The sequence below is a fragment of the Stenotrophomonas sp. CS3K5 genome (genome assembly GCF_059515225.1).
This window is the reverse complement of record NZ_JCAKRX010000002.1, coordinates 291,685-305,988: the sequence shown is the minus strand read 5'-3', so window position 1 is coordinate 305,988 and position 14,304 is coordinate 291,685. Positions and strand designations below refer to the sequence as shown.

19 protein-coding genes are annotated in these 14,304 nt (G+C 68.1%); 18 read left to right on the top strand and 1 reads right to left on the bottom strand.

Annotated features, from left to right (window positions below):
• The first annotated feature begins 96 nt into the window (after positions 1-96).
• The 15 genes from AC5YGJ_RS03970 to AC5YGJ_RS03900 all read left to right on the top strand — a co-directional run bounded on the left by AC5YGJ_RS03970 (position 97) and on the right by AC5YGJ_RS03900 (position 9,817).
• The gene (locus tag AC5YGJ_RS03970) at positions 97-627 is read left to right on the top strand and encodes a FapA family amyloid fibril periplasmic chaperone (RefSeq protein WP_496185794.1); all 531 of its coding nucleotides are present in this window, start codon (positions 97-99) and stop codon (positions 625-627) included.
• A gap of 23 nt (positions 628-650) precedes the next feature.
• On the top strand, positions 651-1,241 hold the full coding sequence (locus tag AC5YGJ_RS03965) for a FapB/FapC family functional amyloid domain-containing protein (protein ID WP_249844989.1): 591 nt from the start codon (positions 651-653) through the stop codon (positions 1,239-1,241).
• Positions 1,242-1,284: 43 nt separating this feature from the next.
• Positions 1,285-2,601: a FapB/FapC family functional amyloid domain-containing protein gene (locus tag AC5YGJ_RS03960; protein WP_249843939.1), complete on the top strand. Its 1,317-nt coding sequence runs from the start codon at positions 1,285-1,287 to the stop codon at positions 2,599-2,601.
• A 99-nt stretch (positions 2,602-2,700) separates the two neighbouring features.
• Complete coding sequence (locus tag AC5YGJ_RS03955; RefSeq protein WP_107230622.1) at positions 2,701-3,402, top strand: C39 family peptidase; 702 nt, start codon at positions 2,701-2,703, stop codon at positions 3,400-3,402.
• A gap of 13 nt (positions 3,403-3,415) precedes the next feature.
• Complete coding sequence (locus tag AC5YGJ_RS03950) at positions 3,416-4,165, top strand: hypothetical protein (RefSeq protein WP_496185793.1); 750 nt, start codon at positions 3,416-3,418, stop codon at positions 4,163-4,165.
• Positions 4,166-4,212: 47 nt separating this feature from the next.
• Positions 4,213-5,517 (top strand): transporter, encoded by a 1,305-nt coding sequence (locus AC5YGJ_RS03945; RefSeq protein ID WP_107230624.1) that lies wholly within the window; start codon positions 4,213-4,215, stop codon positions 5,515-5,517.
• Between the two features lie 240 nt (positions 5,518-5,757).
• Positions 5,758-6,048 carry a RebB family R body protein gene (locus AC5YGJ_RS03940; RefSeq protein WP_005416648.1) on the top strand — a complete coding sequence of 97 codons (291 nt, stop codon included), beginning with the start codon at positions 5,758-5,760 and terminating at the stop codon, positions 6,046-6,048.
• Positions 6,049-6,091: 43 nt separating this feature from the next.
• Positions 6,092-6,361 carry a RebB family R body protein gene (locus tag AC5YGJ_RS03935; protein WP_005416649.1) on the top strand — a complete coding sequence of 90 codons (270 nt, stop codon included), beginning with the start codon at positions 6,092-6,094 and terminating at the stop codon, positions 6,359-6,361.
• 26 nt (positions 6,362-6,387) lie between these two features.
• On the top strand, positions 6,388-6,654 hold the full coding sequence (locus tag AC5YGJ_RS03930; RefSeq protein WP_496185792.1) for a RebB family R body protein: 267 nt from the start codon (positions 6,388-6,390) through the stop codon (positions 6,652-6,654).
• 60 nt (positions 6,655-6,714) lie between these two features.
• Positions 6,715-6,987: a RebB family R body protein gene (locus AC5YGJ_RS03925; protein WP_005416651.1), complete on the top strand. Its 273-nt coding sequence runs from the start codon at positions 6,715-6,717 to the stop codon at positions 6,985-6,987.
• 70 nt (positions 6,988-7,057) lie between these two features.
• Positions 7,058-7,294, top strand: coding sequence for a RebB family R body protein (locus tag AC5YGJ_RS03920; protein WP_107230626.1), 237 nt, complete (start codon positions 7,058-7,060; stop codon positions 7,292-7,294).
• Positions 7,291-7,875 (top strand): RebB family R body protein, encoded by a 585-nt coding sequence (locus tag AC5YGJ_RS03915; RefSeq protein ID WP_496185791.1) that lies wholly within the window; start codon positions 7,291-7,293, stop codon positions 7,873-7,875. Before AC5YGJ_RS03920 ends, AC5YGJ_RS03915 begins: the two co-directional genes overlap by 4 nt.
• Before the next feature lie 48 nt (positions 7,876-7,923).
• Positions 7,924-8,271 (top strand): hypothetical protein, encoded by a 348-nt coding sequence (locus AC5YGJ_RS03910; RefSeq protein WP_107230628.1) that lies wholly within the window; start codon positions 7,924-7,926, stop codon positions 8,269-8,271.
• 20 nt (positions 8,272-8,291) lie between these two features.
• Complete coding sequence (locus tag AC5YGJ_RS03905) at positions 8,292-9,371, top strand: hypothetical protein (protein WP_496185790.1); 1,080 nt, start codon at positions 8,292-8,294, stop codon at positions 9,369-9,371.
• Positions 9,368-9,817, top strand: a complete 450-nt coding sequence (locus tag AC5YGJ_RS03900) for a hypothetical protein (RefSeq protein ID WP_496185789.1) — start codon at positions 9,368-9,370, stop codon at positions 9,815-9,817. Before AC5YGJ_RS03905 ends, AC5YGJ_RS03900 begins: the two co-directional genes overlap by 4 nt.
• 55 nt (positions 9,818-9,872) lie before the next feature.
• On the opposite strand, the gene AC5YGJ_RS03895 is transcribed toward AC5YGJ_RS03900, so the two are convergent.
• Complete coding sequence (locus AC5YGJ_RS03895) at positions 9,873-11,366, bottom strand: helix-turn-helix domain-containing protein (protein WP_496185788.1); 1,494 nt, start codon at positions 11,364-11,366, stop codon at positions 9,873-9,875.
• 460 nt (positions 11,367-11,826) lie between these two features.
• Between AC5YGJ_RS03895 and AC5YGJ_RS03890 the strand changes: the two genes are divergently transcribed.
• The 3 genes from AC5YGJ_RS03890 (at position 11,827) to AC5YGJ_RS03880 (ending at position 14,286) form a co-directional block, all read left to right on the top strand.
• Positions 11,827-12,093 carry a CD225/dispanin family protein gene (locus AC5YGJ_RS03890; RefSeq protein WP_496185787.1) on the top strand — a complete coding sequence of 89 codons (267 nt, stop codon included), beginning with the start codon at positions 11,827-11,829 and terminating at the stop codon, positions 12,091-12,093.
• A gap of 57 nt (positions 12,094-12,150) precedes the next feature.
• A complete protein-coding gene (locus AC5YGJ_RS03885) occupies positions 12,151-13,035 on the top strand; it encodes an NAD(P)-dependent oxidoreductase (protein ID WP_496185786.1) in 885 nt (294 codons plus the stop codon).
• Positions 13,036-13,146: 111 nt separating this feature from the next.
• On the top strand, positions 13,147-14,286 hold the full coding sequence (locus AC5YGJ_RS03880) for an SPFH domain-containing protein (RefSeq protein WP_249843929.1): 1,140 nt from the start codon (positions 13,147-13,149) through the stop codon (positions 14,284-14,286).
• The last annotated feature ends 18 nt before the right edge of the window (positions 14,287-14,304 follow it).

Sequence of the window (14,304 nt, the reverse complement as noted above, 5' to 3'; positions counted from 1 at the left end):
CGGGCGCGCGCGCCGTGGCCATCTGTTGGCGGGCGGGCTTCGTGAAGTTGGCACGGTTGATGCGTCCCTCCGCCGCACCCACCGCGGGAGATCGGCATGGACGGCACTACCCTCATTCGCAGCCTGGCAGCCGCACTGGCGCTGGCCTCGTTGTCGGCTGCCCCAGGCGTCGGCGCCTCCGGTGCCCGCCAGGGGGTGAAGGCGCAGCCGGGCGAAATTGTCCTGTTGCGCGATGTGGCGGCGCGGCCGGCATACCGGATGGCCCCGCCGGGCATGGCCCTGATCGCCGACCCGAAGCCCCAGCGCGAAATTGCCACCTCACTGGGCACCGGAGCCGCAGGCGGCGGAATGGATGAACTCAGCGAGGAAGACTACGCCGGCATGGGCGCCGGCCGCAGCGCCGGGCCTGCAGCGCCACACGGCACCACCGTCGAGCGGGAGACCCAGCAGGCCCTGGGCGGCACGCTCGGCCGCAGCAGCGAGGGCATGCTCGGCAGCAGCCTCGGTGGCGCCATGAGCGGTCCACTGGGCGCGGTCGGCAACAGCACACGCGGCATCGGCGATACCGTCCGCGGTGCGCTTGCGCAGTTCCCGCTGCAGGGCCCGGCCCCGGCAGGTGGCAAGTGAAACGCCACTGCTGGCCGCTGCTGATGGTGGCCCTGGCGCCGCTGCAGGCACACGCCGATGACTACACCGGCATGCTGGCCTACCTCGACGTGACCCGCATCGACGGCCGCGCCCTGGCCGGCGCCAACGGCGCGATCGCGGTGAACCAGGCCGCCGGCGATCTCAACCTGCAGGGCAATCTGCGCGGCATCGCCAGCGGCGCGCGCGCCGACGTGGCCATCAACGCGCAGCAGGTCCAAGGCGGCAACCGCGTGCTGTCGGCGCCGCTGCATGCACGCGCCGACATCGGCGGCGATGCACTGGCGGGCGCCAGCGGCATCGCATCAATCAACCAGGCCAGCGGCATCGCCAACACGACGCTCAACGTCGTCAGCGCGACGCTGGCCCGACAGGGCATACGCGAAACCGACGACACGGCCTTGGCCGCCGAAGGTTCCGCGTTGGCAGGGGGGCGGGACGACGCCGGTCGCGGCGTTGCGACGGGCACCCGCAGCGCCGGTGTAGCCAGCACCGCGCTGCGGGGATTCGACGGAGTCCTGCAACTCAATCAGGTCGCGGGCAGCGGCAACGATACGGCCAACGTACTGGGCCTGGTCGTGCAGGACCGCCCGTGACAACCACCCAAGCGATGCACCATCCGATGAGAGAGAGGGCACCATGAAAGCGACCGTCAAACAGACCATGCTCGCCATGGCGATTGCCACTGCCTCGACCGCCGCTGCGGCCAATGGCTGGGACAACCAGAACGCCAACGCGAACATCAACCACAACCACACCGTCAGCGAGACCCGCAACGACACCCACAACCACACCGACAACGACGTGCGCAACCGCACCGTCAATGTCAACGTACAGAAGCACAGCAACATCCAGGCCGACGAACGCAAGGAAAAGAACAACCACGGCGTCGACGTGAACCTGGAAAAGGACCTGCGCCTGAGTACCGACGTCAATTTCTCCGGTGATCCGAGCATCAGTGGCGACATCGACCTGGACTCGGCCGCGATCGCGGTTATCGACAACCGGCAGTCGATCAGCAACAACGCCACCAGCAACAGCCTGGTCACCAACAGTGCGTCGATCGGTGACAGCGTGGGCGCCGGTGCCTCGGGCAACCTGGGCTTCAACGTCGTCTCCGGCGACAACAATGCGCAGGACAACGCGGCCTCGCTGTCGGCGGCCGACGCCTCCTTCAGCTTCGGCATGGCCGACGCCGAAGTGTTCGTCAACCAGGCCGGCTTCGGCAACGCCACCATGAACTCCGGTGTGACCAACGCCGCGGCGCTGGGTGGCAATGCCTTTGGCGGCGCGTCGGGCAACATCGGGGTGAACATCGCCTCGGGCAACAACAACGAGCAGAAGAACGCACTGGCCGCATCGGTGGCCACCACCGCCGTTGCCCAGTCCAGCATCAGTTCCAACCAGGTCTCCACCGGCAACACGGTCAGCAATGCCGGCTTCGTGCAGTCCTACACCGATACGGTGCAGGTCGGCATGCGCGGTGGCGTCAGTGGCCTGACCCTGGCCTACGGCGCCGGCACCTACCGTGGCACCGGCAACGCCTACCAGATGGCCAACTACTACCTGGATACGTGGAGTGGCGATCTGCCGCACCCGGGTGGCAACAGCACCGGCCACATCGATCTGGACAACGAGATCCAGAACGCCACGATGAACCCCAACCGGCCGGGGGTGGGCGGCCTGGGCTTCGATACGCGTGAAAGCGGCACCAGCCAGTTCGTCGAACTGGGGGTGGCCGACCTGTACGCCAGCCTCAGCGGCACGGTCAGCACCACGCGCTGGGTGAATGTCAATGCGACCAACACCTCGGCACTGTCGGGCAGTGCGTTCTCCGGCGCCTCCGGCAACATCGGTGTGAACGTGGCCGCCGGCACCGGCAACCTGCAGGCCAACAGCCTCGCCCTGGCGGTCGCCCAGCCCAGTACGGGCGGCGGTGGTGGCAACGGCGAGTAAGCGCAACACCCCGGCCGTCCGCCAATGGCCGGGTCCCCGGGAGCCCCTGTTCCTCCTCCCCCTTGGAACAGGGGCTCCCCCCTGCTGACGGAGAACGACATGTCCGGTTGCCGCGCGTGGTTGCTGCTGATGACCCTGTTGCTGCTGGGCACGGGCCCGGCGTGGGCGGGCGATGTGCGCTTCAGCGGCGTGCTGCCCAACGGCGCGCTGCTGCAGCAGAAGGTGGAGAGCATGCAGGAGCGGCGCTACCGCAACGTGGTGCGCCAGCACACTGACTACAGCTGCGGTGCGGCGGCGCTGGCCACCATCCTGCGCCATGCCTACCACCTGCAGACCGATGAAGCGACGGTGATCGAAGGGATGATGGGGGTATCGGATCCTGCGCTGGTAGCCGAGCGCGGCTTCTCGCTGCTGGACATCAAGCGCTACGTGGAGTCGCTGGGCATGCGCGGGCGTGGCTATCGCATCGACGAGGCGCGGCTGCGCACGCTGCGCGTTCCCGGCCTGGTGCTGATGGATGTGCGCGGCTTCCGCCACTTCGTGGTGCTCAAGCAGGTGCGCGACGGCTACGTGGAGGTGGCCGACCCGATTCTCGGCAATCGCAGCCTGGCCCTGCCCGACTTTCTGGCGGCCTGGCCATCACGCGCCGTGTTCGTGGTGATCGGCAGTGATTTCGACCGCAACACCGTACTGCTGCAACCCAGCGAACGGCCCAGTGCACGCGCGCTCTACGCGCGGCAGGGGCCGATCACCGATGCGGAACTGGTCGACTTCGGCTTCAGCCACGCCGATCTGTTCTGAAGGAGGCATGCACATGTTTCGTCAATGTTGCTGGATGGCCCTTCTGCTGGCGACGCCTGCCCTGCCGATCCGGGCAGCGGAGGCCGCCCCCGGCCGTGGCCTGACCGAGATTCCAGACCCGGAACTGAACCTGATGCGGGGGCGCTACACCGTGGGCGGCAACACGGTGGCCTGGTTCGGGGTGACCATGGTGTCGCAGTGGCAGGCCGGCAATGGCGCCGCACTGCAGGGCGCACTGACGCTGGGCATGGATTTCCGCGGCGGCGGCGCCCCCCGGCTGAGCTTCCAGCCCAGCGTGCAGGTCACCGCGGCCGATGCGCCGCTGCCGGACACCTCCGGCCGCAGCATCGACAGCAGCGGGCTGGCCAATGCCAGCGGACTGGTGCAGAGCGTACAGGTGGCCGGCGACGGCAACGTGGCGCGCAATGCGACCACGCTGACCGTGCGCGATGGCGCCGTGCCCGCCGGCTTCACCGACGGCGCGCATTCGGCCAGCGCACAGCAGGCCGGCATCAATGCCACTGCGGCATTGGATGGCAACCAGGCGCGCCTGCTGCTGCAGGTGGATGGGCAGGGCCTGGTGCAGCAGTGGATACGCAACGGCAGTGTCGGCCAGGGCATTGCCCTGGTGGGCGATGGCCAGAGCGCCAGCAACCAGCTGCGGCTGGAGCTGGTACGCGATACCGCGGGTGGCAACCTGCCGTTGAGCCAGAACGTGGCCCAGGCGATTGCACTGAACCGCGGCATGGGGCCGGGCCAGTAACAGCGGCCCGGCATTGGGGGAAGCGAGTCACAACGCAGGGCACGAACATGCACACCCTACTGAGGATCACCCCGCTGGCGCTGGCGGCGCTGGCAGGCACCGCGCTTGCCGCGCCGCCCACACCCGGCGCTGGCGCCGACGACGGCGCCGACGTGCAGGCACTGGCCAACCAGCTGGAGCAGCTGAAGAGCAACTACGCCCAGGAAGTGCGACGGCTGCGCGAATTGGACATGCAGGTACAGGCGATGCAGGCCCGCCTGGCGGGCCGGGCCGGGCCGGACGCCGCCGCTCCTGCGGCGCCGCTGGCACAGGCCGCGGCCGCCGCCGTTCCTCCCAGCAGTGAAGGCTATGCCAGCACTGCCGCCGAGGCACAGCAGGCCAAGCAGGAATCGCGACGCAGCGTGGATGATGTGAAGCAGCAGCAATCGGCGCTGTTCTCGCGTCGCTTCACCCTCGAAAACAGCCTTACTTACGCGCGCTACGATCGCAAGCAGCTCACCCTCAACGGCTTCCTGGCGCTGGATGCGATCTTCCTGGGCAACATCGCCATCGAGAACGTGGAGTCCGATTCGCTCACCTACAACCTGGCGGCGCGCTGGGGCGTCAGCCCGAACCTGACGTTGAACCTGGACGTGCCGTACCTGGCGCGACGCACTGTCTACCAGAAAGGCGGTGCCGGTGGCGCGGCGGCGGCGATCGCCCAGGAAGAGACCAACGGCAATGGCCTGGGTGACATCGGCCTGAGTGCGAACTACCGGTTGTTCGGGGAGCGTGGCTGGCGCCCGGAAACCGTGCTCACCGCAGGGGTGACCGCCCCCACCGGGCGCGCACCGTATGGCCTGGACTGGAAAGTGATCGAACGCGATGACGATGACTACATCCGCTTCGCGGTGCCTCGCGAGCAACCCACCGGCAACGGCGTCTGGCAGGCCAACCTGGGCCTGTCGATGGTGAAGACCGCCGATCCGGCCATCCTGTTTGCCAATGTGGGCTACGTGCACTCGTTCGCGCGCAGTTTCGACGATATCGACAGCAACCCCGACACGGTCAATCCCGGTGAAGTGAAGCTGGGCGGTTCGGTGTACTTCGGCGCGGGCGTGGCCTTCGCCTTCAACGAGCGCACCAGCCTCAGCCTGTCCTTCAGCGACCGCATCAGCGCCCGCGCCTCGACCCGCTTCGAGGGCGGCCAGTGGGTGAAGGTGATCGGCAGCGACGCCAACGCCGCGTCGCTGAACCTGGGCGTGACCTATGCGCTGAACCAGCACACCACCCTGGTGACGCTGCTGGGCATCGGCCTGACGCCGGATGCACCCGACTTCACCCTGGCGTTCAAGATCCCGTACATGCTCTAGCAGCCCCTGCGCTGCACCGGCAGGGGGCGCACGGCCCCCTGCCCCGCGGCATCGACGGTGCCGATCAGCAGATCCGCCGCATCCCGGCCGCGCCTTCACGGGGATCGCCCCGCATTCTTCGTCGATTCCGCCAATCCGGCGGCGTCGTCATTTCCTACGCTGGGCCCACGGTGAAGCACAGGCAGTTCCCCCCAACGCACCGTGACTACCCCGCACTTCCACTTTCCGCAGGAGCAGCACATGGCATTTCCAACCGCGGTAAACGACCAGATCACCGACTCGGTCACCCAGGCCAACACCAAGGTGCTGGGCGATGCGCCCGCCGTGGCAGTGGGCAATCTCTACCAGGCCACCGCACAGGCGCTGGCCAACGCTGCCCACAACGCCACCAACGCGCAGCAGCAGTCCTACGTGACCGCGCAGTCGGCGACCACCATGGGCGTGGCCACGCTGTACTCGATCGATACCGCCACCACCGCTGTGGCCAGCAAGGAAATCCTCAGCACCCGCGTGCGCGGGCTGGGTTCCTGATCCGTCGTCCCGCCGCTGACCCGCCAACCCAAAGGAGCAAGACATGGCATTCCCGACCGCTGTCAACGACCAGATCACCGATTCGGTCACCCAGGCCAACACCAAGGTGCTGGGTGACGCCCCCGCCGTGGCGATGGGCAATCTCTACCAGGCCACCGCGCAGGCGCTGGCCAATGCCGCCCACAACGCGACCAACGCGCAGCAGCAGTCCTATGTGACCGCGCAGGCAGCCACCACCATGGGCGTGGCCACGCTGTACTCGATCGACACGGCCACCACCGGCGTGGCCACCAAGCAGATCCTCGGCGCGTAACGCGCCGGCAGGCAAGGAGCTGATCCATGGCGTTTCCCACGGCCGTCAACGACCAGGTCACCGATTCGGTCACCCAGGCCAACCTGCAGATGCTGGGCGTGGCACCGGCCACGGCGATGGGCACCTTGTACCAGGCCACCGCCCAGGCCCTGGCCAATGCCGCCCACAACGCGACGCTGGCCCAGCAGCAGATGTATGTCACCGCCCAGGCGGCCACCACGATGGGCGTGGCCCTGCTCTATGCCGTCGATACCGGCGCCACCGGCGCCGCAACCCGGAAGATCCTCGGCTGATCCAGCTGAATGTCGTCGATCTCCGTTCCTGTAGTGCAGTCCATCCAAGGAGCTTTCATCATGGCATTTCCCACCGCCGTCAACAGCCAGATCACCGACTCGGTCTCGCAGGTCAACACCAAGGTTCTCGGTGATGCGCCGGCGATCGCAATGGGCAACCTGTTCGTGGCCACCAGCCAGGCGCTGTCCAACGCCGCCCACAACGCCACCAACAACCAGCAGCAGTCCTACGTGACCATGCAGGCGTCGACCACCCAGGGGGTGTCCACGCTGTATGCGATCGACACCGCCTCCAATGGCGTGGCCACCCGCGAAATCCTGGGCCTGCGCTGACGTGTTGGCCCGGCGTGACGTCGCCCACCGCGCCCCCGCCCCGGGTGGCGTCACGCCGGGCCCCTGATTGATGGCCGCGCCGCCTGCCATCGGCTACCTGCTGGATGCCACCAGCAGTGGGTCCGCGCTGGCGATCGGCCTTGCCCCGTCGTTTGCGATGTCCGCCACCTACCTGGCGATGGCCGACAGCATCGGCCTGGCGATGCAGAACGCGGTGGCGAACCAACAACGTGGCCAGGTGACCGCCGGCGCGAGCCTGGCCCAGGTCCTGGCCCTGATCATCCAGAAGGGAGCCGTTCCATCATGAGCAGTGACAACACGGTCAACAGCCAGATCGTCGACAGCGTCAGCGCCGCCGCCACGTTGCTGGTCGGCCAGGCGCCGGCGCAGGCCTTCGGCATGCTGGACATGGTGATGCTGGAGACCCTGGGCACGGCCATGCACAACGCGGTCGCGCGCCAGCAGGGCGCCGGCATGGTCAGCTCGGCGGCGGTGACCGCCGCCTGCGCGAAGATGATCAACGCGCCGTGGCCGGTACCGCCGCCCCCGCCCGCGCCGGCACCGCCCCCGCCACCGAACGTGATCCCGCTGCCCGGCCCGGTGCCGGCCCCACCCTCGCCGACGGCGGTAATCGCCGCGGCCACCGCAGAAGGAAAGACCGCCATCAGCGTCCTGCAGGCACAGACCCACGGTGCCACCGCCGACGCTGCGGCCGCCACCGCCAGCCTGCACACGCTTGAACAGCTTGCAGGCGAAGGCGCGGCGCCCGCGCCCGGCCCTGCGCTCGACTCCACGCCCGGTCCGGATCCGGCAGCGGGTCCCGCCCAGGACCCCGCGCCCGACTCCCCTTCCACCCCGGCGAGCGACGGCACTGATCCCGCCGCGTGACGCCGCGCCGGATGCGTCCGGCCGCCCACCGCCCCTCAAGGAGCCTGTATGGACCCGAGCAACGTCAACGCCCAGGTCATCGATGTGATCAACCAGGTGCAGACGGCCACCATGGCCAGCACCGTGGTCAAGACCAGCGGTGCCGGCAAGGCCTACCAGTCGGTCGCGCAGTCGGCGGCGATCGCCGTCCAGGACGCCGCCGATGCGCTTCGCAACGTCTCCACCATCGCCACCACCGCCGCCGGTGTGGCCATGGCCCAGTACCTGGCGACGGGAGACGAAAAGTATGCGAGGGTACTGACCCAGGCGCAGACCATGATGCAAGGGGCTACCGACGACTTCACACGGGTCGGCAGTGCGGCTGCGACCGTCCTCAAGGATTTTCCGGCCGCATAGGGCCGCAAGGAGAGCCACGCATGAGCGTTTTCATTGACGGTCGTTCCATTCCTCACCTCGGCCAGCTCGGTCCACGCACCCGGCGCGTGCTGCACTTCATCGACGGCGGCCACTACTGGCTGCAATGGGCGATCGATTCCCACGAGCATCGCTACATGTTCCCCGACGAAGGCACGATGCTGGACGGCGTACAGCAGGGCCTGCATGGTTCGCGCATGACGTGGTTGCCGCAGGCTGGCCTGCAGGTCAGCCCCATCAAGCTGCTCAGCCTGGGGAACGACGAACTGGATGTGCTGCGCCAGCTTGAAATGGGCCCGTCCAGCAGCCCGCTCGTCAACGAGACTCACGCGGTACTGACCCGCCACGGTCTGCTGAGCAACACGCAGCTGGAGGCCTTCCGCCCGTTCCTGGTGGCCGTCGACGCCGGCGATGCGCCGCTGCTGCGCCAGCTCGATTTCCGTGAGTCGCTGGCGTTGTACCAGCTGGCCGCTGAGCAGGGCAGCGCGGGCCAGGCGACCGAGGCCCAGGCCGAGGCCGCGCGGTTCGCCCTGCTGCATGCGCGCAGGCCGATCGAGTTCGCCGACTACTATCGCTTCTACCAGCGCGTGCACCCGACCGGCAGCAGCAGCGAACTGCGCATGGAGCGCGCTACGCATGCGCTGCAGACGCTGCTGCCGATGTTGTTCGGTTACCTGGATGGACCGCAGCTTCCCAGCCTGCCGTCGCCGGACCAGGTGCGCGCGGCGATTGCCGAGACCCTGGCCGCGAACCGCCAGATCGGCTACGCGCGCATCTCGCTGGCGGCGCAACAGGTCGCCCTGTTCCTCAACGATGGTTCGGGGCTGCCGCCGGACGGTGAGCGCCTGCGCGAGGCCACACGGCGGCAGCTGCGCAGCGCGCAGGTCTTCCTCAATGAACACCCGGTTGCCCGTGGCCAGCTTGGCCAGGATGGGGCAAGCCTGCTGTTTGCGATCGATGGTTCCAAGGAACAGGCGCGGGTGCAGGTGGAGGACAACGTCATCACCCTGCAGGACTATCGGCGTATCCGTCATTTCACCCACGATGAAGCCGAGCAGGGCTTCGAGGCGGGCGCAGTGTGAGCCCGGACCAGCCTGCCGCGCCCGAAGACGGCGTTCCGGCCGCCACCGCCGCTCTGGCCAGCGCCGCCGGTGTGGCCGTGGCCGCTGGCCGGCTTGCGGCGCGGCAACAGGCGCAACAGATCCTGGCCGATGCCCAGGCGGCATTGCGCCACATCCTGGGCGGCCACCGCGACGGCGCCCCATCCCCAGCCCCAGAAGGAGTTCCTGCGATGACCTTCCCGACCCCGCTGCCCTCACCACCCACCCCGGACAACCCGGGTGGCAAGACACCGATGCAGATCGCGCAGGAGATGGCCGACGCGGCCATGGCCGCCAGCGAGGCCGGCATCCGCGCGGCGATGGCGGTCTCTCAGCAGGCGATCGAGGCCGCCAACGAAGCGGCGCGGCGTGCCGACGAGGCAGCCGAAGAAGCGGTCCGCCGGGCAACCGAAGCGAACGCCAGGTAGCGCCCGCTGCGGCGGTGACTCGGCCCGGCCAGGCTTCCGCCTGCGCCGGGCTTCTTCATTGCTCCGGCGTGCGGCGGTAACTGCGCGGGCTCACCCCGACCACCCGGCGGAAGCTCTTCTCGAAATGGCTCAGGTCACCGAAGCCGACCTGCAGGGCGACATCGGTGATCCGCAGGCGCTGGCCGCCGCGCAGCAGCTGCTTGGCATGTTCGATGCGCAGTTGCTGCAGCAGCAGTTTGAAGGTGGTGCCCAGTTCGCTGCGGAACAGGAACCCCAGGTGCGACTGGCTCACATGCGCCTGGCGGGCCAGGTCGCCCAGGGTCACCGGCTCGGCGGCATGGTCCTTCAGATAGGCCAGCGCCCGTTTCAGGCCGTCATGCAGCCCTTCATGTGCCGACACCGGCGCGGCCGACGCGTCGTCCTGGCGGGTGGCCTCGGCCGCAGGCGGGTCGATCGCCTGCGATTCCGGTACTGGGGCCGCCGCATCGGCGCTGGCCACCAGCCCCGGTGCGTGGCGCAGCACGTCCTCGCGACGGATGCTGCGTCCACCGGTCATCACCGCCAGCCGCACCACCACCCGTTCCATTTCCAGCAGGTTGCCGGGCCAGTGGTGGCTGCGCAGGGTGTCCAGCACGTCACCACCGATGACCTGCGGGTTGAACCCATGCATCTGCAGCGAGCGCGCCACCAGGGCACCGATGTCTTCGGTGCGCTCGCGCAGCGGCGGAATGTCCACGGTGAGGAATTCCAGCCCGGCCAGCAGCGCACGCGAGAACTGCCGCTCGCGCACGCGCTGTTCCAGGTCGGCGCTGGTGGAAGCGATGACCCGGATGGCGTGCACCGGGTCGGCGTCGACCGTTGCCGCCTGCAGGCCGCGGATGCTGTGCGAAAGCTGGCCCTGCAAAGCGGCTGGCAGCTCATCCACTTCATGCAGGTAGAGGGTGCCGCCGCCGGCACGGCTGAACCAATCGGCCGGCTCACCCTGGGGGTGCGCACAGTTGATCTCCACGAACGGCCCGCGCCGTCTCGGCCCGCCGCTGTGCAGTGCCGCGGCCAGCTCCATCTTCTCGGTGCCGAACTCACCGCGCAGCAATACCGGCAGACGACTGGCGGCTGCGCGCTCGACAAACTCTTCCATCCGCTTCAGCGCGTCACAGGCACCGACCAGCAGCAGCGGCCGGCTCAGGGCCTGCTCGGCCCAGGCCTGCGCTTCGTAGCGCTTGATCAGATGCGCACAACGGTGCGCGAACAGCTCGCCCAGCGCCAGCGCCCGGCTGTCCAGACCGCCGGGCTCTCCCTCCAGCTGCAGCTCACCCAGCACCTCCCCGCCGTAGCGGATCGGCACGCGTTGGCTGGCACCGGGTGCCTGCGGCGGCGCTGCAGTCGCGGCGTCCTCCGCGCTGCCGGTGCCGGTGCCACGCAGATGCACGCGCCCACCGCGCAGGGCCTGATGCTGCGAAAACTCCCTCACGAACGCGCCCAGCAGATCGGGCAGGGACCGGTGTGGCCGATAGGCGCGCTGCAACATCTCACTGACTTGCCTGTGCATTGAAACTCCCCTTTCGAATGGCGACCCGGTGCCGTTGCACCAGCCGATCGCGCAATGCGTAGCGTTCTGGCCTCATTGCGTGATGCTGCGATGCCGTCGCCGCACCCCGCGCCAGCCGTTGCATACGCAGATCAACGTTCACGCTGTCCGCCCCCATGCCCCCAGGGAGTTGCCGTCGGTAGCTCGACGATGCGGACGTCGGACGGATCGGGATACCTGCAACACCCTGGCCGGCGTCGCTGCTCCCGATTATCGAAAGCGAGTTTCAGGAAAATCGTGATGATAATCACGTGAATATTCAGAACCGGCTTGGCGCCTCTCGTAGTGGAGGCACCAATGGCAGGCCGAGACGTTGCTTTGGCGCCTGCCAGTGATGACTGGCCATTGCTCAGCGTTCAGCCCGTTTCCAGCGCCGTACGCGCCGTACATAATCCGCGACCCAATCACGGAGATTCACTGCATGGAACGTACCACCGGCACCACCACGGCCCCGAAGAACTACCTGATGTGGGCCATCCTGAGCATCTTCGGTGGCTTCTGGCCGTTCGGCATCGTCGCCACGGTCTACGCCAACCGCACCTCGTCACTGCTGGCCGCCGGCCAGATCGGTGCCGCCACCGTGGCCTCGCGCAAGGCACTGCGCTGGCTGATCGCTTCATTCGTCACGCTTCCGTTGTGCGTACTGCTGCTGGTGGGTTACGCGCTGGTCCTGCGCGCCGGCGCCTGAGCCAGGCAGGACCGTTCTGCGGCATGATGGGCGCCCTGCCATGATCCGGAGTCTGTCATGCCTGTTGGATTCATCGGCCTTGGCGTGATGGGAACGCCGATGGCGGGTCACCTGGCGCGCGCAGGCACCGCCGTGCTGGGCTGGTCGCGCTCCGGGCGTACCTATCCTGCTGCACAGGCGGCGGGCATCGCGGTGTGCGCATCGCTCGACGAGGTGTTCGCGGCGTGCGACACCCTGATCCTGATGCTGGCCCATGACGAGGCCATCGACAGCGTGCTGGACCGTCACGGCGCGGCCTTCCGCCAACGCGTGCAGGGCCGCCTGCTGATCAACATGGGCACCAGTTCCGCCGCGTTTTCACAGGCCCTGTGCGAACAGGTACGCGGTGCGGGCGGGCGCTACGTGGAGGCGCCGGTGTCCGGATCGCGCGTGCAGGCCGAGGCCGCACAGCTGGTCATCCTTCTGGCCGGGGCACCGACCGATATCGAGCAGGCCACAGCCCTGCTGGCGCCACTGGGCCGGCAATGCGTCGCCTGCGGCCCTGTTCCGTCGGCGCTGCGCATGAAGCTGGCGGTGAACCTGTACCTCATCACGCTGGTCACCGGGCTGGCCGAGGCAGTGCACTTCGCCGAAAAGCACGGCATCGCGCTGGAGCGCTTCGCCGAGGTGCTCAATGCCGGCCCGATGGCCAGCGACGTGTCGCGGATCAAGCTGGACAAGATGATCCGCGACGATTTCCAGGTGCAGGCATCGATCACCGATGTACTGAAGAACAGCGGACTGGTGGCCGGTGCGGCGCGCGAGGCCGGCATGCACGCCGCGCTGATCGAGGACAGCGACGCGCTGTTCGCCCGTGCCCAGCAGATGGGTCTTGGTGAGTTGGACATGGCCGCCGTACTGCTGGCCATCCGTGCCGGACGGGCCGGCACCGACCGGCACTGACCCGCGCTGGCCCGGGTTCATCTTCCGGCACCACAGCGGTCGGCGCCCGCTGCTATATTCGGTCCAGCTTGGCAGGCATGGTGCCTGCCTACGAATCTCAGGGAGCGGATCATGGGTCTGGTGCAGGCAGTGAAGGGTGCAGTCGGCGGCGTGCTGGCCGACCAGTGGAAGGACTTCTACACCGTGCCGACGGGGCTGCCGTCCACCGCCGCACTGTTCGCCGCGGTGGCCCAGGGTACCAATGGCGGCCGGGGCTCCAACACCAGCGGCTCGTCCAACATCATCAGCAACGGCTCGAAGATCATTGTGCCGGAGGGCTATGGCCTGCTGCTGTTCCAGGACGGTGCCATTACCGCGTTCGTTGCCGAACCCGGCGGCTACGAGTGGCGCTCGGACGATCTGAATTCGCAGTCGATCTTCGCCGGTGACGGCCTGGTCAGCACCTTCATCAAGCAGAGCTGGGAACGCTTCAAGTTCGGTGGCCAGCCGGGCTCGCAGCAGGCCGCCTATTTCGTGTCGCTGAAGGAACTACCGGACAACCGCTTCGGCACCCAGTCGGAAATCTATTGGGACGACGGTTTCCTCAACACCCAGGTCGGCGCGGTCACGCGCGGTTCGTACACGCTGAAGATCGTTGACCCGATCCTGTTCGTGAAGAACTTCGTACCGGCCAGCTACCTGCGGCCGGGCCAGGTGTTCGACTTCACCGACCTGGACAATGCGGCGGCCAGCCAGCTGTTCAATGAAGTGGTCGGTTCGCTGGCGCCGGCGTTCAGCCTGTATACCAACGATCCCGGCAAGGGCAACCGCATCACCAAGCTGCAGCAGGATTCGCTGGGCTTCGCGCAGAGCCTGTCGGCCGCGGTGGAACAGGGCTACCAGTGGAAGTCCGACCGCGGCCTGGCCATCGTCAAGACCGCGATCGTCTCCATCGAGTACGACGCCAACACCCGCGAACTGCTGAAGACCGTGCAGCGCGCCGATGCGCTGTCCGGTTCGCGCGGCAATTCCAACCTGCAGGCCAGCGTAGCCCAGGGCATCCAGTCGGCCGGCGAGAACGGTGGCGCGGCGGGCCTGGTGGGCGTCGGCATGGCCTCGGGCATGTTCGGCGTGGGCGGCATGCAGCAGCCGGTGACGCCGGCCGCCGATGACCCGGTGGCCAAGCTGAAGAAGGCCAAGGAGATGCTGGATCTGGGCCTGATCACCCAGAGCGACTACGACGCGCTGAAGGCCAAGGCACTGGGCCTGTAACCGGCAGGACGCACGACG